This window comes from Natrialba magadii ATCC 43099 (genome assembly GCF_000025625.1).
Classification (GTDB): Archaea; Halobacteriota; Halobacteria; order Halobacteriales; family Natrialbaceae; genus Natrialba; species Natrialba magadii.
Window position 1 is genome coordinate 1,589,899 of the sequence record NC_013922.1, and the last position, 24,689, is coordinate 1,614,587.

The following is a 24,689-nucleotide window of genomic DNA, read 5'->3' on the forward strand; positions in this document are numbered from 1 at the left end:
TCTGTCGAAATCAGTGACCGAGGATAGTACTCGAGCGGTGTGTGCATACAGAGCAGAGAGACAGCACAGCGACACAGTTTGTTTCGCTCCCAATGAATACCGCATCCGGCCAGTATATCTGCACACCTACCGAAGACGGAGGAGTAGCAGAAGCGCTACTGGGATCAGGAAGGCAGGAAGAATGCCGCCGAGAAAGAGCAATTCCGGAGGGAGAAAGAAGACTAGCAGTAGTACAATGTTGGCAATCAACAGTGCGATGATCAGATTGAGACGGAAGATGACTGCGTTCTCGTTCATTATTTCGTGTTTCTAATTGTTCTCAAATATGTGTCTTGTGGATTGACTACTTGGACTGCACTGACCGACCACTACCAACGGAGATCGACTCGCAGTCAGTACCACATTCGCGCTCTGTATCCAGCACACACTCTGTATCAGTATCCGGAGATCTCAATCGAGCCGAACTCGAGTACCACCTGCTCCCAACGACGATGACGAAAAACGCGCACAGTTTGTACAGCCAGAAACACATCAAACCAGAAGATTGTTGGCCACCCAACATGCCGAGGTGAGTGTGGACCGAACTGACGTGTTTCTCGCGCTCATCACCTTCCTGCTGGCGGCGCTCGTCTACGAGGTTAGCGACCCGAATACGCCGGGTATCATCGCTGTCCCGGTGTTGCTCCTTCTCTATTCGATTCCGATCTACCTCGGCGCTGCTTTCGTGTTCAAACTGGCTGCAGCAGAGAGTCCCATCGCGGACCAGGCAGAACGTGGGAGCGAGACGAACGATCGGGATAGCTAACGGCTCAGTGGGTCCGAGCCACGCCGAAGCCCTGGATACTCCACGATAATCCCATCCACGCCCGCCGCCGCGAGCTGATCGTACTGCACCCAGGTCTCGACCGTCCAGACGTTGACCGCCCGTCCCTCCTCGTGGGCCGTCTCTACGATGTCGATAGCCGGCGCTTCGGAATCGAACCCTGCGTACTCGGTCCCAGCGAGGGGCAGGCCGGCGATTGCGTTTCGTGGCGGATGGATCGCCTCGCAGTCGTACCGCCGCGCCAGTTCGAGGCCGGACTCGAGTGCATCCCAGACGAGCACGGCACGATCGTACTCGGGACCAACCTCGCGGGCGGCGGCGAGTGCACCCTCGCAGAACGACGAAAAGAGGATCTCACCGCCGAACGCGTCGCAGTCGGCGACGACGCGCTCGACGAACGGTGTCCACAGCGCACGTCGTTCTGCCCGCTCGTCCGGCCCTAACAACTCGGCGAAACGCAGGTCGCTTGCTCCGCAGTGTTTCAGTTCGACGTTGACGCCGACGCTGTCGGGAACGGCTGCAAGAACGTCTGCGAGCGTCGGGACGGTCTCGTCGGTTCCGAGCACGCTGGCTGACTGGATGTCCGCGAGAGCTGTCTCCCAGACGAGTCCCGTCGCGTCGGTGAGCGGACGGCCGGCGCGCGAGCGAGACGGGTCGCCCTCGAGTCGCTCGTCGTGGATAACGACCGGTGTGCCACAGGCGGCGGGCTGCACGTCGAGTTCGATCATCGTGGTATCTTCGCGAGATGCAGCCGCGACGGCCGCGCCGACGGTGTTCTCGGGTGCGACGCCGGCGTAGCCACGGTGGGCGATGAGTGCGGGATCGGGCATAGACTGTGTACTCGAGTCGACGCACGCAGCGGAGTATCTTGGGAGCTGCGTTGGCGATTGGTGCAGGTCGGGGCTGCGAAGCGAGAGGGGTGGAGCGGTCGAACGCGGCGCTCGCCGCGGACACGTTGAACACCCTGGCCGTCGAACGACAGTCCATGGCCGACAGCACGCTCGACGATGTGAGACGAGCACTCGATCGCGCGACCGAACTCGAGAAGGAGGAAGCGCTGTCTGTCCTTCGAACTGCCCGCGAGGATCTCGACGCACTGGGGAACGACGCAGCCGTCGACGAGGAGCGACGACGGGAACTCGCGGATCGCGTCGATCAGCGCATCCGTGAGGTGGAGAACCGGGACGACTACGACAGCGGCCTCGGCGCGGCGATGAATCCGGACGAAGACGAGGCACCGTAGCACGCTAGTACGTCGTCGAGCCGACGGCATCGGCTGGGCGTGAGCCAGTAGTAAGTAGTAGCGTCTGCCTACAACGCTGCAGCCGTACGTGCTGTGTCCGTCTGCTATCGACCGACGGTTGTACGAGTGGCAATCGGCCCCTAATGAGGCGTTGTGACGGCAAACGGTCGGGATCCTTTTATCATGCTCTCGGTGACCGTTCACCTATGACGAGGCCATCTCGACGCCGGCTCCTCCAGGGACTCACGGCGGGAGGCATCACGCTCGGTGCAGTTCAGTGGAGCGATCAAACGGTGCAAGCGCGTTGGCAACCGAACACGGAGACGGACACCGACACGACAGAGACGGACGGCTCGCTCTCGATTTCGATCACCGAGACGAACGCGCCCGTGCCCGCCGGCGAGTACCTGCAGGTCGAGGCAGAGCTCACGAACACCGGCTCGACGGACGTTCGAACTGAGGCCGCACTCGTCGTCGGCGTCGGTGAAACGGAGATTTCGCGCCGCGGGATGACGGTCGGCGCTGGCGAGACGGAGACGATTCGGCAGGGGTTTTACACCTATCCCGTCCCGCAGGACGACGAGTTTCCCGTGCGTATCGAAACACCACACGGCGTCGCCGAGCAGACGGTCAACGTCACTGCAGCCGAGGCGTTGCCGAGCGCTCGTCCCGACAGTGAACTCGCCGTCCAGCCGGGTACCGAGGTACTTTTCGAAGCCGAAGCGCTCGATCCGGACGAGTCCCAGACGACGATCTGGTGGGTCGACGGCGAGAGCGTGACCACCGGCGTCGGCGGAGCCTGGGAGTGGCAGTACTACGAAGAGATCGGCGCTGACTTCTGGTGGCACGAGTTCGAGGAGCCCGGGAGCCACGAGGTGACCGCAGCCGTTATTCCGGACGATGAGGCAACCGGACCGGGAGAAACGGCCGAGGAGACCTACGCTGCCCGCTGGGAAATCGAGGTGACAGACGACGGTGCGGCATCGCCGTCCGTCGAGGGCGTGCGGCCTGCAGAGAACGTCGTCCCGATTCAGGAGGGAGACCAGGTCGAATTCGAACTCGAGGCGACCGATCCCGACGGCGGACTCGACCGCGTTGTCTGGTGGCTCACCCAGGCGGACACCATTCTCGACGTGACAGAACTCGAGGGCGACGCTGACACGGCGGTCATCTCGATGGACGGTGGCTGTCACACCTGTCACGTCGTGCCGTGGGTAATCTGCGACGATGGCACCGCCACTGCGCTGCAGTCGCGGTGGGAGATTGACGCAGTCGGCGACGGAGACGATGAGGATGACGAGGAGAATGGTGACGACGGCGACGACACCGGCCAGCTCGGCCTCTCAATCCAGGGAACGAACTCCCCTGTCGACGCCGGCGACTTCCTCGAGGTAACCGCGAGCGTGACGAACGACGGGGCCGAGACCCGGACGGCGTCGGTCGAGCTTATCGTCGGCCACGACCCGACCGGCGTCGACAGCGAGACGGTGACCCTCGAACCCGGCGAGAGCGAAACGCTGACGCTCGGCTACGAGACCTACGAAACCAGCCAGGACGAGCAGTTCCCCGTCCGCGTCGAGAGCGGCGATTCCACAGCCGAGGCGAGCGTGCAGGTGTTCGCCTGAGATCCAGGTGTTTACCCAAGCGTTTCGACTGAGACCACGCTATTCCCGCAGTCGCGGTGAAATCCACCGATCCCCGCACCCTTTATTCGAGTGCCGACGAGAGTGACAGGTATGCGAATCGCACTACTCGGCGGCACCGGCGACATCGGCGAAGGGCTCGCACTCCGCTTCGCCCGCGATACCGACCACGAACTCCTCATCGGCTCGCGCGACCCTGAAAAAGCGCGCGACGCCGTCGAGGAATACAACTCGGTACTCGAGTCCCACGATGCCACCGCAGATTGCAAGGGCTTCGCCAACGAGATGGCTGCAGACCGCGCTGACGTCGTGATCCTCAGCGTGCCGCCGTACCACGTCGGTGACACCGTCGAAGCCGTTGCGGACGTGCTCGACGAGGACACGATTCTGGTCACCCCCGCCGTTGGCATGAAAGGCGACGAAGACGGCATGCACTACCACCCGCCGGGAACGGGCAGCGTCAGCGAACTCGTCGCCCAGCGCGCGCCAGACGGCGTTCCCGTCGTCGGGGCGTACCACAACCTCGCGGCCGGAAAGCTCGCGAACATCGAACTCGAGTTCGATCTGGATACGCTGCTCGTCGGCGACGACGCGGATGCGAAAGAGACGGTTCGGAATCTGACGAACGAAATCGAAGGGCTGCGTGCGCTCGATGCGGGGCCGCTCGCGAACGCGGCGGAAGTCGAGAGTGTGACACCGCTTGTCATCAACATCGCAAAGTACAACGAGGAGCTGCACGACGTTGGCGTGAAGTGGGTCTAGTTTCGGACAGACTGCCTCCACAAACGCTGCCTCCACAAACGCTGCCTCCAGCGCACCCGCTCACGGTACGGGTCGAGTCCGAGAAAAACGAAACGTCGAGTCGCAGAGAGCTTACGCGCCCGCGGACTCGAGTGCGTCCTCCAGATCCTCGCGCTGGGTGACGCCAACGAAGCGCTCGACGATGCCGTCGTCGTTCTCGATGATCAGTGTCGGCAGCGAGCGTACCTGGTACTCGTTGGCGACGTCTTGCTGTTCGTCGACGTTTACCTTCTCGACCTCGAAGCGACCATCCCAGTCGTTTTCGAGCTCTTCGAGGATCGGATCCTGCGTCTTGCAGGGGCCACACCAGTCCGCGTAGAAGTCCTTGAGCGTGACAGTCATACGGTTCAGCGCTAGTTGCCACGCGCGGCGCATAAGGGTTTCCCAGTCATGACGGCTTGCCGGCATCGTGGATGGGCGACGCAGTGAGCAGCGAGCAGTGAGCAATGAGTTATGAGCAATGAGCAGCGAACAGCGAGCACCAGACACCGAACAGCGAGTAGCGGCCGCCAAACAGCGACGGTACTCGAGTCGACCCACCGAACGAGTGGACCACTGAACTGACCACGGCCACCCTCGTGCAGAGGCAACTCCGGGAGTCGAAAGTTTTAGTTCCCGGAGCACATAGAGATTGGTATGGATAAAGGACAAAACACTGGCGGGCTGATGTCCAGTGCCGGCCTCGTCCGGTACTTTGACGCGGAAGACTCGAACGCGATTCTCATCAACCCGAAGACGGTCATCGCGACGGGCGTCCTGATCGGCGTCCTCGTGCAGCTGCTGACGTTCGTTTCGTAAGCGACCCAGGCAGCCCATTTTCGCGCCACTACTCACACCACACACCAACACCTGGTAGCGGTCGGAATTCGATAGCAACAGGTGCCCGATAGCGACAGGATTCGTCGCCGTGCGCGCCACTTTTGACCCTCGTCTCCCTACCGCGAGCCATGACACTTCAGGCGGGTGTCGTCGCCGTACAGGGCGACGTCGCAGAACACGTCACAGCCATCGAACGGGCCGCAGCGGCCCACGGACGCGACGTCGAGGTCCGCGAAATTCGCGAATCGGGACTCGTCCCCGATTGCGACTTCCTCGCGATGCCCGGCGGCGAGTCCACCACGATTTCACGGTTGCTCCACGACGACGGCATCGCCCCCGAGATCCAGAACCACGTCGCGGCCGGCAAACCGCTGTTCGCCACCTGCGCCGGCCTGATCGTCGCCGCGGCCGACACCGGCGACGAGCGCGTAGACGAACTCGAGTTGCTCGACGTGACGGTCGAACGCAATGCCTTCGGTCGCCAGAAGGACAGTTTCGAAGCACCGCTCGACGTGGCGGGGCTCGCAGACGACGAGCCGTTTCCGGCGGTGTTCATCCGCGCACCGGCAATCGCGGACGCGGGATCTGCCGAGGTGCTCGCGACGTGGGACGGTCGACCAGTAGCGGTACGAGACGGGCCGGTTGTGGGGACCTCTTTCCACCCGGAGCTAACGCCCGATAGCCGGATTCACGGACTGGCGTTCTTCGAGAACGAGGAGGCGGCGCTGCCGGCCTCGGAGTCCGCGTAAGTTCGAGCGAGCGATACAACGCGGGTCCGACACAGCGCAGGTATGCGTTCGCAACCGGGCACGTTTTTCTTCCCGGCCGCCCTCACTAGGGCTATGCAGGCATCTATCGACGCGGTTCGCGTCGCCGGCACCCCGCAGGGACCGGTCCCCGTCGTCGTCCTCGAGATTGACGGCAAGGACGACGTGGTCCCCATCTTCATCGGGTTCAACGAGGCCTCGAGCATCGCCCGTGGCCTCGAAGCCGAAGATATTGGCCGGCCGCTGACCCACGACCTGTTGCTCGACGTGATGGAAGAGTTGGGAAGCCGAATCGACCGCGTCGTCGTCAGCGAGATCGAAAACCGCGAGGGCGGCCAGGGCGGCACCTACATCGCTGATCTCCACGTCGCGACGCCTCGCGGCGAGACCGTCATCGACGCCCGGCCGAGTGACTCGCTCGCGCTCGCCGCGCGAACGAACGCCTCGATCGAAGTCTCGGAGGCCGTCTTCGAGGACGGCCGAGACGACAGCGAGAAGTTCGCGGAGTTAGAAGACATCCGCAACGTCTCTGGTGAACTGTAAATGGACGATACGCTCGACGAGCTGTTCGCCGTCATCGAAGATCGGAAGGAAACGCTGCCCGAGGGCTCTTACACCGCCTCGCTCTTTACCCACGAGAAGGGCGAGAACGCGGTACTCGAGAAGCTCGGTGAAGAGACGACGGAACTGATTCTCGCGGCGAAAGACGACGACGAGGAGGAGATCGCCTACGAGGCGGCGGATATCGTCTACCACCTGCTCGTCTTGCTCTCGATGAAGGATATGGAGATCGAGGATCTCGAGGCGGAACTCGAGGCGCGACGCTGATTCGCTGGTCCGTTGGCTTACTGACTTGCTGATTCCGCCTTGCAAACGCCCATCGGACGTTGATGAGCGGTGGCGATGTCCGTTCTGTGATGGCGCTCGACCAGCTTTCACACGTGGACGACCACATGCACATGCAGGAGTGTATCGACAACTGTCTCGAGGCCGCGCAGATCTGTGAGTGGTGTGCAGACGCCTGCGCCGAGGAAGGCGAGGGAATGGCCCGCTGCATCCGGCTCTGTCGGGACGTGGCGGACATCACGACGCTGCACGCTCGCTGGATGGCGCGAAACTCGGGTTACCACCGCGACCTCGCCGAACTCTGTGCGGACCTCTGTGAGGAGTGTGCCGAGGAGTGTGAGCAACACGACCACGACCACTGCCAGGCCTGTGCGGAGATCCTGCCGAAGTGTGCCGAAAGCTGCCGAGAAATGGCAACGAGCTAACCGCGATGGAGTAGTCCACGAAACGCGGCCGAACACTTTTGCAACAGTTCGTTGAAAAGATCCGCATGGGCTCGCCACCCCGCCGCAGCGCCGACCTCGGCCGCGGAATCGACAGGCTGGCAACCGGCTGCAAGCGGTACGGACCCGGACGACTTCCGAAGGCCGAAAATCACGCTGTCGGGGCTGGATACGCGGGTGCGAGCGCAGCGGTTTGTACGGCAATATTCTACGCCGGAATCTCCACAGTGATCGGTTCGGTTGGACTGGATGCAGCGGCAGATTTTGTTAATATCGCGTTAGCTGCTCTGGCACTTCCACTCGTTGTCCCTGCCGCTTTCGCTATCGGATATGGTGGGTGGAAAATCGTGACGCCGACCTCGCCTGTTAGTGGATTGGTGTGTGGAGTTCTGGGCGTGTTTGCAACCTACGGCGTTGTCCTCCTCTTGTTCGGAATACTGGTGACGGTACCTGAGGTGCTTTCGGGTGCGTCCCCTCTCAGAGCAGCCGTGTTCTCGTGGGGCGTCATCTATGTTGCATTCGTAGAAGCGTGGTGGGCAGCAGTGCCTATCGGCGCGATGAGTGGCTTTGTCTACGTTGCAGTTATCTCACCGACAGAGTGAGTTGTCGCACTGTAGACAGTGATCTGCAGTAACAGCACTACTACCCGTCTCATTCGCGATCGTCCTCCTCCTCACCCTCGCTGTCGGACTCCACCCCGGCGGATCGGACGCAGTTTTGTGGGACGCTGCAACGCTAACCGCGCTCATCGCGATCGTTGCAGCCACGTTCACAACCGGGTTCACGCTCCCCTCGGCTGTCTGACCGGCGCAATATACGAACGCGCTCGCACTCGAACGGTTCCCGACGCGCCCGCTACCGGCGCGGGTTCGGATTGAGCACGCCGCCGACCGCGCCAGCAATGGCGCTCTCGAGTGCCATCACGAACGAGATGGCAAGCGCGACGAACAGAATCCCGAGGCCGGCGACGCCTGAGAAGAGACCGCCGATTGGGCCGGCCGCCCAGCCCGAAACTGCGACGATGAGGGCGATGAGCGTGCCGCCGACGAGTCCGCCGAACGCACCGGTGAGCAGTCCGTGCCAGAAGCCACTGGCGAGGCCACCGCCGGCGAGGTAGCCTGCAACGAAGCCGCCGAACAGGACGGCAATGAGCTGACCGATGCCGGGAACGACCACGCCGACCACGCTCAGGACCGTTGCGACCAGGAACCCAATAATAACCGCGCGCCAGTTAGTCATCGTGTCTCTCTTCGCTCCGTGAACGGATAAGCGCTCGCCGCATAACGAACGACCTTTTAAGACCGCGCGTTCTACCTGTGAGCATGATTTTCGAAGACCTTCCGACGACGCCCACGTCGGAAGAGCTGATCGACAAGGCGTTTTCGCGGGCAGCGCGGGCCGGCAAGGCCAAAGGCGGCCTCGAGGCCCAGCAGTCGATGCTCCAGACCGCGGCGAACATCATCTCGGACAACCTGGAAAACGTCGTCACGGCCTGGCCGGACTTCGACTACGAAGACGACGTCCACCCGTTCTACTACGAACTCGCAGACGCAATCGTCGACGTCGACGAGTTGCGCCAGGCACTCTCAGAGACGATGTGGGCCAGCCGAAAGGCTCGCGAGATCCACAACGAGTACCAGCCGCGGCTTCGCAAGACCGACATCGACACCGCCCGCAAGCACCGCAAACAGGCTTTCGCCCGACTCGCAGACATCGTCGAGCAGATCGACGACGAACTGCTGTACATCAACAAATCGCGAAACGACCTGCGCGATTTGCCCGAGATCAACCCGGAGGAGCCAACGATCGTCGTCGCCGGCTACCCGAACGTCGGCAAATCCTCCTTCGTCAACGACGTCACAAGCGCCCGCGGCGAGACGGCCTCCTATCCGTTCACGACGAAGGGAATCGGCGTCGGCCACTTCGAACACGAGCACATCCGCCACCAGATCGTCGACACCCCCGGCCTGCTCGACCGCCCGCCGGCCGAGCGAAACGAGATCGAATCCCAGGCCGTCAGCGCCATCGAGCACCTCGCCGACTGCATGCTCGTGATGGTCGACCCCAGCGCCGAGTGTGGCTACCCGCTGGCGTCGCAACTCGAGTTGCGTGATTCGATCGCGGCACAGTTCGAGACGGTGCCGGTGTTGACGATCGCGAACAAGGTTGACCGCGCGGAGGCGTGGGATGACAGCCAGATCGATGCGCTGAACGCGGACTACGAGATGAGCGTCGAGACGGGCGAGAACGTCGAGACGGTGCTCGAGGCTGCCGTCGAGGCGATCGACTTCGAGCCTGAGTTGCCGTTCGACGGCTAACTGGCGTATGAACTCACGAGGTCACGACCGGACGACCGGACGAGCGGGCGAACGAGCGAACGGACGAGTCGAGCAGACGGGCGAGCGGGCGAACGGACGAGTCGAGCAGACGGGCGAACGGACGAGTCGAGCAGACGGGGTGAGGAGGTGACGAGAGCATGAAGGGACCCGGCATCTTCAGCATGCTCCAGATCGCCGCCGGACTCTCGATGGCGGGACCGATGTTCGTCGTCGGTTTCGAGTTCGTTCGAACGGACCGTGTCATCCCTGGTATCGGTTTTTTCCTCCTCGGAGCGATCGCACTGTACTTCCCGACATATCTCGTCAAGCGTATCGGTGGGCCGCGAAACTGGCTTCGGTGGCTAGCCAGCAGCGTGTGGTCGGCAGTAAAACCAGGATCCAGTACAGAACAGGGGTCCGCAAACGGAGACGACAGCTGGCGACAGTCGTCGGAATCGACGGCTGCCGAAACACAGCAGCAGAGGGGATCGGCGACGGAGTCGACAGAGAACGGACGTGAGTCGGCTTCGGAGTCGAAATCGAAACGATCCAGCCGGCTCGAGCGGTTTCGCAGACGATAGCGTCGGAAACCGTCACCGTCCTCAGCGCTCGACCTGACCAACGTACCTGATCTCGACGATTACGTCCTCGTTCGTCTGTTGGTTGATCCGTTCCGCTAACGTGTCGGCAATGCCGGGCTCTTCTGCACCTGGCGGGCCGCCGATCGTCACGATGACGCGTTCGGGACCGACGAACGGGTAGTCCTCGTCGACGATCACCTCCGTTTCGAGGAGCTGGTACTCCGCGAACGCATCGTCCTCGAGGACGATTTCGGCCTCGTTCTGTGCACTCTCCTCGAACGTCGCAAGCCCGTAGGATGCGTAGGTAATGCCGCCGAGGAAGATGGCGAAGATGAACACGATCGCGGCGAGTCCGACAACTCGCTCTCGGACGCGTTTCTCGGTTTCGTCCCGGGAGAACAGGTTCTCGGGACGATAGCCGGCGTACCAGAGTGTCAACAGTCCAGCGAGGTTCACCGAAAGGACGTTGACGAGAACGAGCGCAGTCGAACCGATCGCGGCCGACGGCTCCCCCCAGGCGATGGCGACGCCAGCGGCTGCAGCGGGTGGAATGAGTGCGGCCGCGATCATCACGCCGACGAGTGCGACGGAGATTCCCGTCGCGATGCTCACGATACCGGCAACGCCGGCACCGAGTGCAACTGCAAGCGAGAGCAAGTCCGGCGTGAGCCGTTCAGAGATTTCGTCGACCGTCCCGATATCGAGGCCCGGCGGAACGATGTTCGTCGTCCGGACCAGCCAGGCGAAGACGGCTGCGGCCGCGATTGCGAGGACAATCCCGATGATCTGGTAGAGAATACTCTCGGTGAACAGCTCCTCGTCGTCGATCACGGAGCCGACGCTCGCACCGAGCGCCGGCCCGATTAGCGGCGCGATAACCATCGATCCGACGACGACGGCCGGCGAATCGAGCAGCAAGCCAGCGGTTGCGACGACCGCGCTCACGATCGTCATCGTCGCGTAGACGCCGAACGTCGGGGTGAGTGACTCCGCTTCGGCCTGCAGCTCCTGGCGTGAGATGCGGTCTGACTCGACATCACCCTTCTCGTACTCGTCTCGGAGCGCCTGAAATCGGCGTGAAATTACCGTTTCAGCGTCGACGACGACGGTGTAGGCGTCCTCGTCGATCCCTTCCTCCTGTAGTTCATCGAGCACAGGTTCGACCGCAGGAGATGGCAGCGGAAAGTAGACGACAGCGGTGTACTCCCGATTGCTGGCCTCGTCGGTAACGACGTAGTCGATTTCTCGGTCGTCGAGCGTCTCGAGAATCGTCTCTCGTCTCCCGGTTGGAACCGTCAGCTGTACGAGGCGCACGTGAGCCACTGAATACCCCGGGGGTCATAACTTGGGGGCATCTCCAACCGACCTGCTGGCGGGAGAGACGCCACAGCGCCGGCCCAGTCACGGTGCTTATAAACCCGAGAGCGCCGTAGCAGCGGTATGTTCGATACCCGCCCCAATCGCGAGGCCGAAGTCATCCTCGTCGGCCGCTCGAACGTGGGCAAGTCGACCCTTATGCGCGAACTCACCGGTCACAGCTTCGACACGGGTGGCAGTCCCGGCGTTACCCGCAGTCCGAACCACTACGACTGGGCTCCCGAAGACTTCGTCATCACCGACCTCCCCGGCTTCGGCTTCATGAGCGGCGTCCACGAGGAGCGACGCGAGGAGATCAAGACGAACATCGTCCAGTACATCGAGGAGTACGCCGACAACGTCCTCGTCGCAGTCCTGGTCGTCGACGGCAAGAGCGTCATCGACATCATCGACCGTCACTCCGGCCCCGACGAGATTCCCTACGACGTGGAGATGTTCCACTTCCTGCGGGAACTCGAGATTCCGACCGTCGTCGCCGTCAACAAGATGGACAAAGTCGATGACCGCGACGAGCGACTGAACGAACTCTGTGACCGCCTCGGCATCCTCCCGCCGTGGAAGCAGTGGCAGGAGACCATCGCACCGATCACCGCGAAGAACGGCCAGATCAGTTCGCTGAACGAGGCGGTCCGCGAGCACCTGCACGAACAGAACCGGGACGATCTGTTCAAATTCTTCTGAGCGCCGTTTTGCTGGGGGATCTCCTCACTGGTTCGGTCGAACCGCTTTCCAAAATCTACGCTATAAAGGCCACCGATCGGGCGCTGCCCGCTGCGGCGGTGAACCCTAAATGACGCGGTTGACGACCGACTCATCCGCCGCGAGTCGCTCGACATTCTCTCGAACCAGTCCGCCAACATCACGGAAGTAGTCAACCGTAAACGCGGCACAGTGAGGCGTGATGATCACTTCGTCCATCTCCCACAGCGGAGACTCCGCTGGCAGCGGCTCCGTCTCGAACACGTCGAGGCCCGCGCCTTCGATCGAGTCCGACTCGAGTGCATCCACCAATGCAGACTCATCCACGATGGAGCCGCGACCGACGTTGACGAAGTAGGCGTCGTCGCGCATGGCGTCGAAGAACTCGGCGTCGGCGAGGTGGTGTGTGTCGTCGGTGAGCGGGAGCGTGACGATTACGAAGTCGGCGTCTGCGACGGCGGCGTGGCGGTCTTCGGTTGGAAACACCGCTTCGAAGCCGGGGACTGGGTCGCCGGAGCGGCGGACGCCGGTGACGTGCACGCCGAGCGAGCCGAGGGTATCGGCGACGCCGCTGCCGAGCGTGCCAGTGCCGAGAACGCAGGCGGTCTTGCCGGGCAGGGTGAACGCCTCGTCCCATTCTGGACGCTCCCAGCGGCGGTCCTGCTGGGCGGCGATGGCGGTGTGGAGTCGCCGAGAGAACGCGAGAAGGTAGCCCGCGACGGTTTCGCCGACTGTGCGGTCGTGAATCCCCGTGCTGTTGGTGAGGATCACGTCGTTCGCTTCGAACTCGTCGAAGGGGAAGCGGTCAACGCCAGCCTGGATGGAGTGGACCCACTCGAGTTCGAGGAACGAATCGTCGTACTTTCGAGTGACGACGGCGTCACACGTGTCGGTGCCGTCGGTGTCCACGACTTCTACGGGGACGGGAAGATCGGCAAGTTCGTCGGCAAGTTCGGTCGGCGGGAAGACGCCACCGACGGAGTCGTGAATGCCGAGGAGCGCGATTTCGCGGTCGGTTCTGGATTCGGCGTCCACCTCGCCGTCATCCGTCTCGTCTGAACTGGCTGGCATACCGCCCGGTACGGACGACCCGACGTTCAAGCTTTGCCAACATGTGTCATTGCTGTCGCGACACCGACTGCTGTCACGAAACGCACCGCTGTTCACGTACGGAAACGGCGGCTCGGGAAAAGTCCTCGTCACAAGGGGCTCGGAGGGGGTAACTGCTCGTCACGGCCGCCGGCGGTTCCTACTCGACGAATGGGTTTCCCTCTGTCGCTTCAGCGGTCGCGCCAGGACTCGAGTGCGCGCATGTTCTCGGCGGTCTCCTCGATCTCGGCGGGCGCGAGCAGTCCTCGCTCTGTCGCAAACTCGGTGACACAGTCGGCAGGTGTGATGTCGAACGTCGGGTTCAGCACATCGATCGCCGCGTCGCCGTCGTAAACCGCGTCGCGCGCCGCGGACTCGAGTGCAACCTCCTCTCGTGTCGAAATTTTGTCCGTGGCGGCGACGACGGTGACGGGAACATCCTCGTGGGCAGCAGCGGCGGCGAGCGCTCGCGTTCCGGTCTTGTTCACGACAGCGCCGTCGTGGCGAATCGTGTCTGCGCCGACGAGCACCCGGTCGATGGATTCAGTTGCGAGCACGTGTGCGGCTGCGGCGTCAGTGTGGAGTGTCACGGGACAGTCGACACCACCAGCGGCCAGTTCCTCTGCGACGGCGACCCCCTCCAGCGCGGGCCGGGATTCGGCGACGAACACCCGCGACGGTGCGCCGGCGCGCAGCGCGTCGACGACGGTTCCAGAGCGCGAGAGCGTGAGCACAGCGCCGTCGATCACGTCGGCTGCAGTTGCCGCAGCGTCGTCGTCCGCAGCAGTCGCGCGGTCGATTCCCGCGAGGGTGGACTCGAGAACAGCCGCCGCGTCGGGAACGGACACATCGTCAGCGGCTGCCTCGCTGGCCTCCGCCATCGCCCGGTTCACCCGGTTCCGGAGCACCGCCATCGACGGCCGCGCCTCGAGGAGTCGCTCAGCGAGTGCGGTGAGTTCGGCCCACTCCTCCTCGGCGTCGGCGGCGGCGGCGTCGGTGTCGGTGTCGGCGTGCTGATCCACATCGTCGCCGTCGTCGGAATCCGCTCGCTCGGCAACCACCAGTCCCGCCCGGTCCCGAAGCACTTCGAGCGCACGAATCGAGAGCGCGGCCGCCCCGTGCTCGTCGTCCGCCGTAATCGAGCGCACCGTTGGCGCAACGCGCTCGTAGGCCGTCCAGAGCGCCGGCACTGTCTGGCGATCCGGATCGATGCAGATGGTCGTTGGTGGTGTCCACTCGAGTGCGTCGTGCTCCTCACTCAGGTCGACATCGCGGCTGTCGACGTCGAACAGGTACGGATGGACGGTCCACTCGCGGTCGAGCTCGGGGTCGGTGACGGAGACGGGGCGGCCCGACCGGATGAGGTCGATTTCGGCGTCCGAGAGGCCGGTTTCTTCGCGGATTTCGGTGCGGACCTGTGTGTTGGGATTACCTTCGGCGAAGCCGGAGACGCCACCCCATTGCCCGGTGTAGGTGCCGACGGCGTCGCTGCGGCGCAGGAGAAGGATCTCGCCGCGGTGGCGGAGGAAAGCGGTGACAACATCGGCGTGGGTGGGTTCCGATCCGGCCCCATCGCCGTCCGTGGAATCGGTCATACGTGGCCCCAGGCGGGCCGCGACGGAATTGCTTTCGGGAGCAGATAGACCATCGTTTCAGACAGAGCGTCTCAGCGTATCACGAACCAGGGAGACATCGACAGGCACCCGGTCGTGAACTATACCTATCTCGAGTCCGACCAGCGACCATGACACGGCGTGGGACGACGGAACACGAGTCGACAACGTGCACCCGCTCTCGATCCCGACCGCGATCCCGTACCCGTACCCGTACTCGCACCCGAATCGGCGTCGACGTCGGCGGCACCTTCACCGACATCGCGCTCTCCGTCGACGACGACCTCGTCACCGCGAAAGTACCGACCACGGCCCCCCAGCACGTCGGCGTGCTCGAGGGCATCGAAAAAGCCTGTGCCGACGCAGGTATCGACCCCAACGAAATCGACGAGTTCAGCCACGCGATGACCGTCTCGGTCAACGCCCTCCTCGAACGCGACGGCGCAACGACCGCGCTCGTCACCACTGCCGGCTTTCGTGACGTACTCGAGATCGGTCGCCAGAATCGCCGCTCGCTCTACGACCTCGACGCCGAGAAGCCGACGCCGCTCGTCCCCCGCGAACGCCGGTTCGAAGTCGACGAGCGGACGACGGCCGAGGGTGTCGAACAGCCGGTCGATCCCGACGAGGTTCGGGAGCTCGCAGCGCAACTCCGTGAGGCGGACGTGGAGGCCATCGCGGTCTCGCTCCTGCACGCCTATGCCGATCCGTCGAACGAGCGCCAGGTTACCGAAATCCTCCGCGAAGAGCTCTCGGTTCCGGTATCGGCTTCTCACGAGGTGCTGGCCGAGTTCCGCGAGTTCGAACGCACGTCGACGACTGCCGTCGACGCCTACGTCCGCCCCGTGATCGACCGCTACATCGGTCGACTCGTCGAGCAGGCGGCCGACGCGGGGATTCCGAAACCGCGGATCATGCAGGCGAACGGCGGCACCGCTACGCCGGAGACGGTCCGCAAGCACGCCGTCACGACGACGCTCTCCGGTCCGGCCGCGGGGGTTGTCGGCGCTGGGGCAACCGTTGGCGGCTCCGACTCCGGCGGCGACGACAGCGGCGACATCGGCGACAATACCGATAACGACGACAACACGGATAACGGCGACACCGCAGACACCGACGAACCTGTAGGAACAGACCGCGAGACACTCGAGGGACTCGTCACCTTCGACATGGGCGGCACCTCGAGCGACGTGAGCCTCGTCCGAGACGGCCGCGCCGAGCGGACGACCGACGCCGAAATCGACGGGCTCCCGATCCGGACGCCGATGGTCGACGTCAACACCGTCGGGGCCGGCGGCGGCTCGATCGCCTGGGTCGACGCCGGCGGCGCGCTCCGCGTCGGCCCGGAATCGGCGGGCGCACAGCCCGGTCCCGCCTGCTACGGCCGCGGCGGCACGCGACCGACCGTGACCGACGCCACCGTCGTCCTCGGCTACATCGGCCCCGAGACCGCGCTCGGCGGCGAGATGACCCTCGACGTCGAGGCGGCCCACGACGCCCTGGCGAGCCTTGCCGAGGAGGCCGGCCTGGACAGCGCACTCGAGGCCGCCCGCGGCGTCTACCGTGTGGCGAACGCAACGATGACCCGAGCGATCCGCAGCGTCACGGTCGAGCGCGGCCACGACCCCCGCGAGTTCGCGCTCGTCGCCTTCGGCGGCGCAGGGCCGATGCACGCCACGGCGCTGGCCGACGCGCTGTCAGTCGAGTGCGTACTCGTCCCCCGTCCGGGCGGCGTCCTCTCAGCGTTCGGCCTCCTCGCCGCCGACGAGAGCCACGACGCCGTTCAGACCGTTGGTGTTGTACTCGAGTCCGCCTCGCCGGCAACGATCAGCGAGGTGTACGACGAGCTGGTCGAAGACGTGCTCGCGGACGTCTCCAATCCGGACGCGGCCCAACTCGAGCGAGCGGCGGACTGTCGGTACGCCGGACAGAGTTTCGAGTTGACTGTTCCCGTGGACGCGGCGGGGGCGTTCGACGCCGAGGCGGTCGCCGACCGCTTCCACGAGGCCCACGAGCGAACCTACGGCTACGCGCTGGACGAGGCGATCGAAGTCGTGAATCTGCGGACGACGGCGACCGTTCCCGGCGCGGAACCGACCGTTCGCCACGAAGGCGGCGGTAGCGGTGATGCAATCGTCGGCACGCGAACCGCGCACTTCCCCGGCGTGGACGAGGAGCAGGGCCAGGCGACCATCTACGAGCGTGACCGACTCGCACCCGGCGCGACGATCGACGGCCCGGCGGTGCTCGAGCAGGCAGAGAGTACGACGGTGGTTCCGCCGGGGTGGATAGGTGAAATTCTGCCGGACGGAACGCTTGCGATGACGCGTACGGAGGTGAGTGAGGAATGACCGATCACGATTCGACAAACCACGACTCAGCAGCCAACAGCTCGACTGACGAATCCCCCACGACCACCGACCAGCCCATCGACCCCGTCACCCTCGAAGTCCTGCGCAACCAGCTCGCCGGCATCGCCGAGGAAATGGGCCAAACGCTGATCCGCGGGGCCTACTCCCCCAACATCAAGGAACGCCGCGACTGCTCGACCGCCCTCTTCGACGCCGAGGGTCGAATGATCGCCCAGGCCGAACACATCCCCGTCCACCTCGGCGCGATGCCCGCCGCTGTGGAGGCCGTACTCGAGTTCGACCCAGAACCCGGCGACGTCTTCGTGCTCAACGACCCGTTCGAGGGCGGGACGCACCTCCCGGACGTGACGATGGTCTCCACGCTCGCCGTCGAGGGCGAGATCGTCGGCTACGCGGTCTCGCGCGCCCACCACGCCGACGTTGGTGGGATGACGCCCGGCAGCATGCCCGCAGGCGCGGAGGAAATCTACCAGGAGGGGCTTCGAATACCGCCGACGCGACTGGTGGCCGGCGGCGAGGTCCGCGAGGAGGTGCAGTCGCTGCTGCTGGCGAACGTGCGCAACGCCCGCGAGCGCCGAGCCGACCTACGAGCCCAGCGCGCGGCGAACGAGCGAGCCGCCGAGCGGTTGCGAGAGCTGTTCGACGAGCACGGCCGCGAGACGGTGGTGTCGGGCTTCGACGCCGTCATCGACTACTCGCGCGAGCGGATCGAGAACGAACTCACGGCGCTGCCCGACGGCACCTACGAGGCGACGGATTACCTGGAGGGCGACGGCGTGACGGACGACGATATCGAGATCAGCGTCGCCGTGACCATCGACGGCGCGTCGGTCGACGTCGACTTTTCGGGCACCGCAGCGCAGCTTGCGGGCAACCTCAACGCGCCCCGCGCGGTCGCGACGAGTGCAGTCTACTTCGTCGTGCGCTGTCTCACGGATCCCGAGATTCCACCAAATCACGGCTGTTACGAGCCCGTGAGCGTGCACGCACCGAACGGAACGCTGCTCAACCCCGAGCCGCCGGCCGCGGTCGTCGGCGGCAACGTCGAGACCAGCCAGCGCGTGACCGACGTGGTCTTCACCGCGTTCGCCGAGGCCGCACCCGACCGCGTCCCGGCGCAGGGCCAGGGTACGATGAACAACCTGACCATCGGCGCGCGGGACGGCTCGTTTACCTACTACGAGACCATCGCGGGCGGGTTCGGCGCTCGCGCCGACCGTGACGGCATGGACGGCGTGCAGGTCGGGATGACCAACACGCTCAACACGCCCGTCGAGTCACTCGAGACGGAGTACCCGCTCCGGGTCGAGCGCTACGCGCTGCGCGAGGGGAGCGGCGGCCGCGGCCGGTTCCGTGGCGGCGAGGGACTCGAGCGCACCGTGACGGTCGAGGCGGACGCGACGGTCTCGCTACTGACCGAGCGCCGTCGCCACGCACCAGCGGGCGTCGCTGGCGGCGAAGACGGTGCGACGGGTGAGAACCTGCTCGACGGCGAGCCAGTGCCCGCGAAGACGACGGTCGACGTCGACGCGGGGACGACCGTCACCGTGCGGACGCCCGGTGGTGGCGGACACGGTGAGCCAGACGAACGAGCGGAGTAACTCGAGTGCAGCGGGAACACGGAGGGGTGCCTCGCGTCCACGAGGACAATTTTAGCCTGCCATACCCGTGTTCCCGAATCCTCTCGTGTCGCGGTCACTGGTTCTGATTAGGAACTAGTCGAGATGGTTCAATCAACACTCTTATTTAGATATATTATATGCGTTCATTTATTGAGAGGTGTGGAAGTGATGACTAGTAAGATCCGTGTTTTGACCACCGAATCGATACCCAACGCGATGGTTTCAGCGGCGGTTTTTTGGGGCGCAGTTGTTTGCGCTATCGTGAACGTCATAGAATTAGAATACAATATAGCCGCATTGGTCACCCCGTCCACTCCATCGGCTGGATCCGGTCAAATCATCGGAGGGCTGATTGCTGGCTACCTGTATACTGGCACACGGCGAGAGGCCTTGCAAGCCGGCGGATACGCCGGTAGCCTACCAATTTTGGTTTTCGGACCAGTTGCACTCGTTCTCCATATCGGTACGCAGGCAACTGCTTTCACGCTGGAATATACGCTTCTCCAATACGCGTTCGGGTTCCTGCTAGTGTATCCATTCATGATCTGTGTGGGTTTTCTGTTCGGTGGTATCGGAGGCTTTGTCGGCCACTGGATATCGAAAACACTCACCTGAACAGTTCGGGTGAATCGCTACACAGCATCGACTTATCGCGGATGGGAACAGTGGCAGAAGACGATACACCAGACCGCCTAATGCCATATGTCAATCATAAAGTAGTATATATTACTAATCCAAATTTTTGGGTGCAATATGAACGCGTTCGAGCCAACGCCGACCGCGTCGGTCGACGAGATTTCGCAGTGGGTCTTCGGACGAATACTGGTAGCGCTCGTCTTCACCGGCTACGGCGCACTGCTTGCCAGAGACCTGTTCGGCGTGTTCGGAACCGTTGTCGCACTGTGTCTCTGGTTCTACGGGCTCCTGTTCGTCATTCGAATCCTCTTTCGCGGTATCGACGCGTTTCTGGAGGGAAGAGCTGACGACTCTCTCCGGTGACGGTGCCCTTTTGACGCCGCTCGCCGACACTTCAGTATGGAACTCACACCAGTGACGGACCTGCCCGAAATCCGTCCCGGCGACGACCTCGCCGACCTCATCGCGGACCGGGCTGGCGACACCCTCGCCGACGGCGACGTGCTCACCGTCGCCAGCACGGTCGTCTCGAAGGCCGAGGGGCGAACGGCCGACCTCGCGGACTACCCCGTCAGCGGCCGCGCCCAGGAGATCGCCGACAGCCTCGGCGAGCTCGCCGGCGAGGAGAAAGACCCCCGGTTTGCCCAGGCGGTACTCGAGGAGAGCACGGAACTGCTGATCGAAGTCCCGTTCCTGCTGACCGAGACGCGATTCGGCCACATCTGCGTGAACGCGGGCATCGATCGGTCGAACGTGCCGGAACACGACCTGCTCTTGCTTCCCAAACAGCCGAGCGAGAGCGCAGCGCGAATCCGTGATGGACTCACAGAGCGCGGCTACGAGGACGTCGCCGTAATCGTCACCGACACCTGCGGGCGACCGTTCCGTCACGGCCAGCGCGGCGTCGCAATCGGCTGGGATGGGATGCCAGCAAGTCGTGACTGGCGCGGAGAACAGGACCGCGACGGCCGCGAGCTGGGCGTGACGGTGCAGTCCGTGGTCGACGAACTCGCGGCGGCAGCGAACCTCGTCACCGGCGAGGGAGCCGACGGGGTGCCAGCCGTCGTCGCCAGCGACTGGGCGTTCGGCGACCTCGACGGGAGCGACGAACTGTTCCGATCGGTCGAGGACGATCTCATCAGACAGGCGCTCCGCGGCTGGGAGTGGGAGGGTGGCACATGAGCGACAATACACAACGTATGAATAACGATACACAACCAGGAAGCGAGCCGACCGTCGGTATCGAGCTCACCCCCGAACATCCGACCGAGCGCATCGCCGACCTGGCCGCACTCGCCGAAGACGAGGGCTTCGACGTCGCGTTCACGAGCAGCCACTACTTCAACCGCGACCCGTTCGTCACGCTTTCGCGCATGGCCGAGGCGACGGACACAATTCGGCTCGGCCCGGGCGTCGTCAACCCCTACGAGAGCCATCCCGTGAAACTCGCCGGCCAGGCCGCGACGGTCGACGAGGAGAGCAACGGCCGCGCCGTCTTCGGCATCGGTGCCGGTGACCGCTCCTCGCTCGCAAATCTCGGCATCGAACACGAGCGGCCGCTCCGTCGCGTCCTCGAGACGTTCGGCGTGGCGCGCGACCTCTGGGCGGGCGACACTGTGAGTCACGACGGCACCTTTGCGGCCAGCGACGCCTCGCTCAATCTCGAGCCGCCGTCCGGTCAGCTCCCGGTCTACGTCGGCGCGCAGGGGCCACACATGCTCCGGATGAGTGCCAAGCACGCCGACGGCGTGTTAGTGAATGCTGCCCACCCGAAAGACCTCGAGTGGGCTGCGGGACAGCTGGAACATGGACTCGAGGAGCGCCCGGACGAGCACGGCCCGTTCGAGGCGCTCGCCTTCGCAAGCGTGAGCGTCGCGGATGACGAGGACGACGCCCGCGAGGCCGCACGACCGCCAGTTGCGTTCATCGTCGGCGGCGCGGCCGACCCGGTGCTCGACCGCCACGATATCGACCGCGAGGCTGCCGAAGCCGTCAGCGACGCGCTCTCGCAGGGCAATCTCACCGAGGCCTTCGGGCACGTCACCCCAGAGATGATCGACGCGTTCTGTATCGCCGGCACGACCGAACAGGTGGCCGAACAGTTCGAGGCGGTACTCGAGTTCGTCGACGGTATCGTCGTCGGGTCGCCGCTGGGGCCGGATCTGGAGGATGCGGTCGAGAAAGCAAGCGCGGCGATGGAGCAGGCAATCGCTGCTGACGAGAGGTGAGGAGTTGAGGTGTGGCGTGTGAGGTGTGACGGCCTGAAGGGCACTGGGTGACTGCGTTTGATTTCCGGGTTATTTTCCGATGGAGGGGTACCGATTGCGCTCGGATGGGGGATGTGGGATGAGGGATAAGGGGGTAAGGGGCCAGAGAGTTATCGCTCAACGCTGGCGTGACCTGAGCGAACGCGAAAACGGGTTCACCGCGGTCGGCAGTTCAGTTACCCGTGACGAGGCTGCCGAGTGCGCCGAGGGTGAGGACGCCGAAGACGCCGAGTGAGAAGACGACGAGGAGTGTGCCGGCGATCATGAGCAGCGGGGCGGCACCTTCGCCGGTTGCGACGCCACTGAAGTATTCGTTCATCTCGATGAGGTTATCCACGATGGCGTTCAGTACTGCGACGGTTTCCATGCGTGGGGCTTGTCACCGGTGGTACTTGGCCGTGCCGGTCGCGTGCGAGACAACAGGTGGTGTGACTCGTAGCAGTCGCGATCGGAGTGGCGTATTTCGCGGCAGCGACGGCCGAGCTATAGTAACAACTGCAACTAGTTACACACTGATCGCCGAGCAGGCTGGCGATCAGGTGTGCATTGACTTGCAGTGGCTACTATATTGGGTGAGGGGTGGTTGGAATGGGTAGTGTGGGACTGGGCGGGAATGGGCGGGAATGGGCGGGAGTGGGCTGGGTGCAGTGGTCGAGGGAGAACGAAGACGTATGGCATGCGCTGTGCGCTACGAATACCGCCGGGCCTAAGCCAGAGTCGCTCGTACGGACGAGCGTGACTGACGACGCGACGCTATCTTCGTTTGGAACGGATGCTGACTCCGGGTCTGTGAGTGAGCGTGAGCGTGAGTGTGAGTCTGAGTCTGAGTCTGAGTCTGAGTCTGCTCCCGAACTCGAACCCGAACCCGACTCCACATCCGCATCCACCGACGATTCCCAGGTAGAAACGGATACGGCAGAAGCGGACGCAGCGGACGCGGACCCCCACGAACTCACCCCGTCGCTCGCCACCTACGCCGTCCAGCCCCCTGGGGCCGAACCCGCTCACACCTGTGAGCAGTGTGACACAGTGAGTCGCCGTCTCTGGCGCGACGACGGGCGATTCGTCTGCCCCGAGTGCAAAGTCTGGTAGGCCGATAGAACGGTGATACCCGTCCGTTTTCGGACGAATCGGACACTAGCCCCCGAACATTTATATCTTCGTCTCCGCTTTGTAAACCTGCAATGGCGAAAGGTACGGTTGCATTCTTCAACGACACCGGCGGTTACGGATTCATCGAGACTGAGGACGCGGACGAGGACGTGTTCTTCCACATGGAAGACGTTGGCGGACCTGACCTCGAAGAAGGCCAGGAACTCGAGTTCGACATCGAGCAGGCCGACAAGGGGCCACGCGCGACGAACGTCGAGCGCCTCTAACTCGGCAATCCAGACAGTATCATTTTCTGAGTAACTCCGTCCTGAGCAGCGCTGCTGGTGTCGGCTGTACCCTACCAAACGACGCCAGCAGGCCAAGCATACTTTATCACAGCCGTTGTAGCATGTGATGAGAGGACATCACACGGAGAACGGACAGAACGGCCAACAGTCACCAGAATCGACACAAAACATATATTCACGACCCGCGCAAGTCGGACAAACGAGATGAATCCGTTTTCCCCGCCCGCACGACGATTGCCTCGCCACCTCCACTCACCCTCGACCGATGACTGACGCTGACCCACCGACCGACACGGTACTCGAGACGACGCCGATCGACGCCGACGAGCAGACTGAAGACGTAGAGCCCATAGCGCTCTCGCGCGTCGAGACGATCGCTGCTGAGATCGAGCAAAACGTCTCGCGCGTGATCGTCGGCCACGAATCCGTCATCGAACACGTCATCACGGCGCTCCTCGGTCGCGGGCACGTGCTGCTCGACGACGTGCCCGGTGTCGGGAAAACGATGCTCGCGCGCTCGATCGCGACCTCGGTCGACTGTACGTTTCGCCGGATCCAGTTTACACCCGACCTTCTCCCGACCGACGTGACCGGCGTGAACGTCTTCAACCAGCAAACCCGCGAGTTCGAGTTCCAGCCCGGCCCCATCTTCGGCAACATCGTCCTCGGCGATGAGATCAATCGTGCGCCGCCGAAGACGCAATCGGCGCTGCTCGAGGCGATGGAAGAGGGGCAGGTGACTGCCGATGGCGAGACGCGGTCGCTTCCCGCGCCGTTCACCGTCATCGCGACGCAGAACGCCATCGAACCGAACCGAACCTACGACCTGCCGTTCGCCGAACTCGATCGGTTCATGAAGAAACTCCACCTCGGCTACCCCGATCCCGAGGACGAAACTGAGCTGCTCGGTCGGACCGTTGGCACGCATCCGATCGAGGAACTCGAGTCCGTCACGGATCGCGAGACGCTGGTGCGCGCTCGGGAAACGGTCTCCCGCGTGGAGGTCGCAGAACCGGTCCGGGCGTACGTGACCCGGCTGGCGGGCTACACACGCGAGAACGCCCACATTGGTGCGAGTCCGCGCGGAACGATTGCACTCCTTCGGGCCGCCCAGGCTCGCGCGGTGATCAACGGCCGCGACTACGTGACGCCGGACGACGTACAGGCGGAGGCCGCCGTCGTCCTGAGCCACCGCGTGAAGACGAACGACCGCACGCGCGACGGGAAGACGATCGTCGCGGACGCACTCGAGCAGGTTCCGGTCGACGGATGACGGTGACAGTGGCGGTAACGGTGACGGTGACGGTGACGGTAACGAGTGCACTGACGA

Annotated in this window: 31 protein-coding genes; 23 read left to right on the forward strand and 8 right to left on the reverse strand. The window is 63.8% G+C overall.

The annotated features are described in order from the left end of the window. Window positions 1–126 precede the first annotated feature (126 nt). Window positions 127–297 carry a hypothetical protein gene (locus NMAG_RS22035; RefSeq protein ID WP_004217410.1) on the reverse strand — a complete coding sequence of 57 codons (171 nt, stop codon included), beginning with the start codon at window positions 295–297 and terminating at the stop codon, window positions 127–129. Between the two features lie 277 nt (window positions 298–574). Here NMAG_RS22035 and NMAG_RS07470 point away from each other — a divergent pair, with 277 nt between their 5' ends. After that, window positions 575–805 carry a hypothetical protein gene (locus tag NMAG_RS07470; protein ID WP_004217411.1) on the forward strand — a complete coding sequence of 77 codons (231 nt, stop codon included), beginning with the start codon at window positions 575–577 and terminating at the stop codon, window positions 803–805. Here the strand turns inward: NMAG_RS07470 and NMAG_RS07475 are convergent. After that, window positions 802–1,653, reverse strand: a complete 852-nt coding sequence (locus tag NMAG_RS07475; RefSeq protein WP_004217412.1) for a glycerophosphodiester phosphodiesterase — start codon at window positions 1,651–1,653, stop codon at window positions 802–804. The two genes, NMAG_RS07470 and NMAG_RS07475, sit on opposite strands and share 4 nt — an antisense overlap. Window positions 1,654–1,808: 155 nt before the next feature. Between NMAG_RS07475 and NMAG_RS07480 the strand changes: the two genes are divergently transcribed. The 3 genes from NMAG_RS07480 to npdG all read left to right on the forward strand — a co-directional run bounded on the left by NMAG_RS07480 (window position 1,809) and on the right by npdG (window position 4,471). Next, on the forward strand, window positions 1,809–2,066 hold the full coding sequence (locus NMAG_RS07480; RefSeq protein WP_012996539.1) for a hypothetical protein: 258 nt from the start codon (window positions 1,809–1,811) through the stop codon (window positions 2,064–2,066). Between the two features lie 206 nt (window positions 2,067–2,272). Continuing rightward, the gene (locus tag NMAG_RS07485) at window positions 2,273–3,691 is read left to right on the forward strand and encodes a hypothetical protein (protein WP_004217414.1); all 1,419 of its coding nucleotides are present in this window, start codon (window positions 2,273–2,275) and stop codon (window positions 3,689–3,691) included. A gap of 111 nt (window positions 3,692–3,802) precedes the next feature. Then, window positions 3,803–4,471: an NADPH-dependent F420 reductase gene (gene npdG / locus NMAG_RS07490; RefSeq protein ID WP_004217416.1), complete on the forward strand. Its 669-nt coding sequence runs from the start codon at window positions 3,803–3,805 to the stop codon at window positions 4,469–4,471. 111 nt (window positions 4,472–4,582) lie between these two features. On the opposite strand, the gene NMAG_RS07495 is transcribed toward npdG, so the two are convergent. Continuing rightward, a complete protein-coding gene (locus NMAG_RS07495) occupies window positions 4,583–4,885 on the reverse strand; it encodes a thioredoxin family protein (RefSeq protein ID WP_012996540.1) in 303 nt (100 codons plus the stop codon). Window positions 4,886–5,146: 261 nt separating this feature from the next. Between NMAG_RS07495 and NMAG_RS07500 the strand changes: the two genes are divergently transcribed. The 6 genes from NMAG_RS07500 (at window position 5,147) to NMAG_RS07525 (ending at window position 7,987) form a co-directional block, all read left to right on the forward strand. Then, entirely contained in the window at window positions 5,147–5,308 is a 162-nt protein-coding gene (locus NMAG_RS07500; RefSeq protein ID WP_004217418.1) for a preprotein translocase subunit Sec61beta, read from the forward strand. A gap of 149 nt (window positions 5,309–5,457) precedes the next feature. Next, on the forward strand, window positions 5,458–6,078 hold the full coding sequence (gene pdxT / locus NMAG_RS07505) for a pyridoxal 5'-phosphate synthase glutaminase subunit PdxT (protein WP_004217420.1): 621 nt from the start codon (window positions 5,458–5,460) through the stop codon (window positions 6,076–6,078). A 93-nt stretch (window positions 6,079–6,171) separates the two neighbouring features. Beyond that, a complete protein-coding gene (locus NMAG_RS07510; RefSeq protein ID WP_004217422.1) occupies window positions 6,172–6,639 on the forward strand; it encodes a bifunctional nuclease family protein in 468 nt (155 codons plus the stop codon). Then, window positions 6,640–6,924 (forward strand): phosphoribosyl-ATP diphosphatase, encoded by a 285-nt coding sequence (hisE, locus tag NMAG_RS07515; RefSeq protein WP_004217424.1) that lies wholly within the window; start codon window positions 6,640–6,642, stop codon window positions 6,922–6,924. A gap of 89 nt (window positions 6,925–7,013) precedes the next feature. Next, window positions 7,014–7,367, forward strand: coding sequence for a four-helix bundle copper-binding protein (locus NMAG_RS07520; RefSeq protein WP_004217425.1), 354 nt, complete (start codon window positions 7,014–7,016; stop codon window positions 7,365–7,367). A gap of 65 nt (window positions 7,368–7,432) precedes the next feature. Further along, on the forward strand, window positions 7,433–7,987 hold the full coding sequence (locus tag NMAG_RS07525; protein ID WP_004217426.1) for a hypothetical protein: 555 nt from the start codon (window positions 7,433–7,435) through the stop codon (window positions 7,985–7,987). A 253-nt stretch (window positions 7,988–8,240) separates the two neighbouring features. Here NMAG_RS07525 and NMAG_RS07530 read toward each other — a convergent pair whose 3' ends face one another. Then, window positions 8,241–8,624, reverse strand: coding sequence for a DUF5518 domain-containing protein (locus NMAG_RS07530; RefSeq protein WP_004217427.1), 384 nt, complete (start codon window positions 8,622–8,624; stop codon window positions 8,241–8,243). A gap of 83 nt (window positions 8,625–8,707) precedes the next feature. Here NMAG_RS07530 and NMAG_RS07535 point away from each other — a divergent pair, with 83 nt between their 5' ends. The 3 genes from NMAG_RS07535 to NMAG_RS07540 are packed head-to-tail and all read left to right on the forward strand — an operon-like array spanning window position 8,708 to window position 10,284. Beyond that, on the forward strand, window positions 8,708–9,703 hold the full coding sequence (locus NMAG_RS07535) for an NOG1 family protein (protein WP_004217428.1): 996 nt from the start codon (window positions 8,708–8,710) through the stop codon (window positions 9,701–9,703). Between the two features lie 7 nt (window positions 9,704–9,710). Beyond that, entirely contained in the window at window positions 9,711–9,854 is a 144-nt protein-coding gene (locus NMAG_RS22040) for a hypothetical protein (RefSeq protein ID WP_160165672.1), read from the forward strand. Window positions 9,855–9,861: 7 nt separating this feature from the next. Further along, the gene (locus tag NMAG_RS07540; RefSeq protein ID WP_004217429.1) at window positions 9,862–10,284 is read left to right on the forward strand and encodes a hypothetical protein; all 423 of its coding nucleotides are present in this window, start codon (window positions 9,862–9,864) and stop codon (window positions 10,282–10,284) included. 21 nt (window positions 10,285–10,305) lie between these two features. Here the strand turns inward: NMAG_RS07540 and NMAG_RS07545 are convergent, their stop codons facing one another. Next, entirely contained in the window at window positions 10,306–11,598 is a 1,293-nt protein-coding gene (locus tag NMAG_RS07545) for a TIGR00341 family protein (protein WP_004217430.1), read from the reverse strand. A 126-nt stretch (window positions 11,599–11,724) separates the two neighbouring features. On the opposite strand from NMAG_RS07545, the gene engB reads away from it, so the two are divergent. Next, entirely contained in the window at window positions 11,725–12,342 is a 618-nt protein-coding gene (gene engB, locus NMAG_RS07550) for a GTP-binding protein EngB (RefSeq protein ID WP_004217431.1), read from the forward strand. 105 nt (window positions 12,343–12,447) lie between these two features. On the opposite strand, the gene ddh is transcribed toward engB, so the two are convergent. Both ddh and NMAG_RS07560 read right to left on the reverse strand, forming a co-directional pair. After that, window positions 12,448–13,431: a D-2-hydroxyacid dehydrogenase gene (gene ddh / locus NMAG_RS07555; RefSeq protein WP_004217433.1), complete on the reverse strand. Its 984-nt coding sequence runs from the start codon at window positions 13,429–13,431 to the stop codon at window positions 12,448–12,450. A gap of 209 nt (window positions 13,432–13,640) precedes the next feature. Further along, window positions 13,641–15,044, reverse strand: a complete 1,404-nt coding sequence (locus tag NMAG_RS07560; protein WP_004217435.1) for an NUDIX domain-containing protein — start codon at window positions 15,042–15,044, stop codon at window positions 13,641–13,643. A gap of 149 nt (window positions 15,045–15,193) precedes the next feature. Between NMAG_RS07560 and NMAG_RS07565 the strand changes: the two genes are divergently transcribed. From NMAG_RS07565 to NMAG_RS07590, 6 genes are all read left to right on the forward strand, one after another. Next, complete coding sequence (locus NMAG_RS07565) at window positions 15,194–17,413, forward strand: hydantoinase/oxoprolinase family protein (protein ID WP_004217437.1); 2,220 nt, start codon at window positions 15,194–15,196, stop codon at window positions 17,411–17,413. Further along, entirely contained in the window at window positions 17,410–19,035 is a 1,626-nt protein-coding gene (locus NMAG_RS07570) for a hydantoinase B/oxoprolinase family protein (protein WP_004217438.1), read from the forward strand. The genes NMAG_RS07565 and NMAG_RS07570 overlap by 4 nt, the downstream gene beginning before the upstream one ends. Before the next feature lie 189 nt (window positions 19,036–19,224). After that, window positions 19,225–19,671: a DUF5518 domain-containing protein gene (locus tag NMAG_RS07575; protein ID WP_004217439.1), complete on the forward strand. Its 447-nt coding sequence runs from the start codon at window positions 19,225–19,227 to the stop codon at window positions 19,669–19,671. A 138-nt stretch (window positions 19,672–19,809) separates the two neighbouring features. Then, window positions 19,810–20,055, forward strand: a complete 246-nt coding sequence (locus tag NMAG_RS07580) for a hypothetical protein (protein ID WP_004217440.1) — start codon at window positions 19,810–19,812, stop codon at window positions 20,053–20,055. Window positions 20,056–20,091: 36 nt separating this feature from the next. Beyond that, the gene (locus tag NMAG_RS07585; RefSeq protein ID WP_004217441.1) at window positions 20,092–20,874 is read left to right on the forward strand and encodes a coenzyme F420-0:L-glutamate ligase; all 783 of its coding nucleotides are present in this window, start codon (window positions 20,092–20,094) and stop codon (window positions 20,872–20,874) included. Between the two features lie 17 nt (window positions 20,875–20,891). After that, on the forward strand, window positions 20,892–21,920 hold the full coding sequence (locus NMAG_RS07590; RefSeq protein WP_004217442.1) for a 5,10-methylenetetrahydromethanopterin reductase: 1,029 nt from the start codon (window positions 20,892–20,894) through the stop codon (window positions 21,918–21,920). A 211-nt stretch (window positions 21,921–22,131) separates the two neighbouring features. Here the strand turns inward: NMAG_RS07590 and NMAG_RS07595 are convergent, their stop codons facing one another. After that, complete coding sequence (locus tag NMAG_RS07595; RefSeq protein WP_004217443.1) at window positions 22,132–22,326, reverse strand: hypothetical protein; 195 nt, start codon at window positions 22,324–22,326, stop codon at window positions 22,132–22,134. 368 nt (window positions 22,327–22,694) lie between these two features. Here NMAG_RS07595 and NMAG_RS07600 point away from each other — a divergent pair, with 368 nt between their 5' ends. The 3 genes from NMAG_RS07600 (at window position 22,695) to NMAG_RS07610 (ending at window position 24,632) form a co-directional block, all read left to right on the forward strand. Beyond that, the gene (locus tag NMAG_RS07600; protein ID WP_049916425.1) at window positions 22,695–23,051 is read left to right on the forward strand and encodes a DUF7573 domain-containing protein; all 357 of its coding nucleotides are present in this window, start codon (window positions 22,695–22,697) and stop codon (window positions 23,049–23,051) included. Between the two features lie 92 nt (window positions 23,052–23,143). Then, window positions 23,144–23,338 carry a cold-shock protein gene (locus NMAG_RS07605; protein ID WP_004217445.1) on the forward strand — a complete coding sequence of 65 codons (195 nt, stop codon included), beginning with the start codon at window positions 23,144–23,146 and terminating at the stop codon, window positions 23,336–23,338. Between the two features lie 286 nt (window positions 23,339–23,624). After that, window positions 23,625–24,632 carry an AAA family ATPase gene (locus NMAG_RS07610; protein WP_004217446.1) on the forward strand — a complete coding sequence of 336 codons (1,008 nt, stop codon included), beginning with the start codon at window positions 23,625–23,627 and terminating at the stop codon, window positions 24,630–24,632. The last annotated feature ends 57 nt before the right edge of the window (window positions 24,633–24,689 follow it).

Excerpts from the sequence above, each read along its gene's own strand:
- NMAG_RS07595 (WP_004217443.1), bottom strand. The coding sequence starts at position 22,326 with ATGGAAACCGTCGCAGTACTGAACGCCATCGTGGATAACCTCATCGAG.
- engB (WP_004217431.1), top strand. The coding sequence starts at position 11,725 with ATGTTCGATACCCGCCCCAATCGCGAGGCCGAAGTCATCCTCGTCGGC.
- NMAG_RS07500 (WP_004217418.1), top strand. The coding sequence starts at position 5,147 with ATGGATAAAGGACAAAACACTGGCGGGCTGATGTCCAGTGCCGGCCTC.
- NMAG_RS07575 (WP_004217439.1), top strand. The coding sequence starts at position 19,225 with ATGACTAGTAAGATCCGTGTTTTGACCACCGAATCGATACCCAACGCG.
- NMAG_RS07475 (WP_004217412.1), bottom strand. The coding sequence starts at position 1,653 with ATGCCCGATCCCGCACTCATCGCCCACCGTGGCTACGCCGGCGTCGCA.
- NMAG_RS07495 (WP_012996540.1), bottom strand. The coding sequence starts at position 4,885 with ATGCGCCGCGCGTGGCAACTAGCGCTGAACCGTATGACTGTCACGCTC.
- NMAG_RS07560 (WP_004217435.1), bottom strand. The coding sequence starts at position 15,044 with ATGACCGATTCCACGGACGGCGATGGGGCCGGATCGGAACCCACCCAC.
- NMAG_RS07480 (WP_012996539.1), top strand. The coding sequence starts at position 1,809 with ATGGCCGACAGCACGCTCGACGATGTGAGACGAGCACTCGATCGCGCG.
- NMAG_RS07540 (WP_004217429.1), top strand. The coding sequence starts at position 9,862 with ATGAAGGGACCCGGCATCTTCAGCATGCTCCAGATCGCCGCCGGACTC.
- NMAG_RS07530 (WP_004217427.1), bottom strand. The coding sequence starts at position 8,624 with ATGACTAACTGGCGCGCGGTTATTATTGGGTTCCTGGTCGCAACGGTC.
- hisE (WP_004217424.1), top strand. The coding sequence starts at position 6,640 with ATGGACGATACGCTCGACGAGCTGTTCGCCGTCATCGAAGATCGGAAG.
- NMAG_RS07610 (WP_004217446.1), top strand. The coding sequence starts at position 23,625 with ATGACTGACGCTGACCCACCGACCGACACGGTACTCGAGACGACGCCG.
- NMAG_RS07580 (WP_004217440.1), top strand. The coding sequence starts at position 19,810 with ATGAACGCGTTCGAGCCAACGCCGACCGCGTCGGTCGACGAGATTTCG.
- NMAG_RS07590 (WP_004217442.1), top strand. The coding sequence starts at position 20,892 with ATGAATAACGATACACAACCAGGAAGCGAGCCGACCGTCGGTATCGAG.
- NMAG_RS07570 (WP_004217438.1), top strand. The coding sequence starts at position 17,410 with ATGACCGATCACGATTCGACAAACCACGACTCAGCAGCCAACAGCTCG.
- NMAG_RS07585 (WP_004217441.1), top strand. The coding sequence starts at position 20,092 with ATGGAACTCACACCAGTGACGGACCTGCCCGAAATCCGTCCCGGCGAC.
- NMAG_RS07510 (WP_004217422.1), top strand. The coding sequence starts at position 6,172 with ATGCAGGCATCTATCGACGCGGTTCGCGTCGCCGGCACCCCGCAGGGA.
- npdG (WP_004217416.1), top strand. The coding sequence starts at position 3,803 with ATGCGAATCGCACTACTCGGCGGCACCGGCGACATCGGCGAAGGGCTC.
- NMAG_RS22040 (WP_160165672.1), top strand. The coding sequence starts at position 9,711 with ATGAACTCACGAGGTCACGACCGGACGACCGGACGAGCGGGCGAACGA.
- NMAG_RS07535 (WP_004217428.1), top strand. The coding sequence starts at position 8,708 with ATGATTTTCGAAGACCTTCCGACGACGCCCACGTCGGAAGAGCTGATC.
- NMAG_RS22035 (WP_004217410.1), bottom strand. The coding sequence starts at position 297 with ATGAACGAGAACGCAGTCATCTTCCGTCTCAATCTGATCATCGCACTG.
- NMAG_RS07485 (WP_004217414.1), top strand. The coding sequence starts at position 2,273 with ATGACGAGGCCATCTCGACGCCGGCTCCTCCAGGGACTCACGGCGGGA.
- NMAG_RS07520 (WP_004217425.1), top strand. The coding sequence starts at position 7,014 with ATGGCGCTCGACCAGCTTTCACACGTGGACGACCACATGCACATGCAG.
- pdxT (WP_004217420.1), top strand. The coding sequence starts at position 5,458 with ATGACACTTCAGGCGGGTGTCGTCGCCGTACAGGGCGACGTCGCAGAA.
- ddh (WP_004217433.1), bottom strand. The coding sequence starts at position 13,431 with ATGCCAGCCAGTTCAGACGAGACGGATGACGGCGAGGTGGACGCCGAA.
- NMAG_RS07525 (WP_004217426.1), top strand. The coding sequence starts at position 7,433 with ATGGGCTCGCCACCCCGCCGCAGCGCCGACCTCGGCCGCGGAATCGAC.
- NMAG_RS07565 (WP_004217437.1), top strand. The coding sequence starts at position 15,194 with ATGACACGGCGTGGGACGACGGAACACGAGTCGACAACGTGCACCCGC.
- NMAG_RS07605 (WP_004217445.1), top strand. The coding sequence starts at position 23,144 with ATGGCGAAAGGTACGGTTGCATTCTTCAACGACACCGGCGGTTACGGA.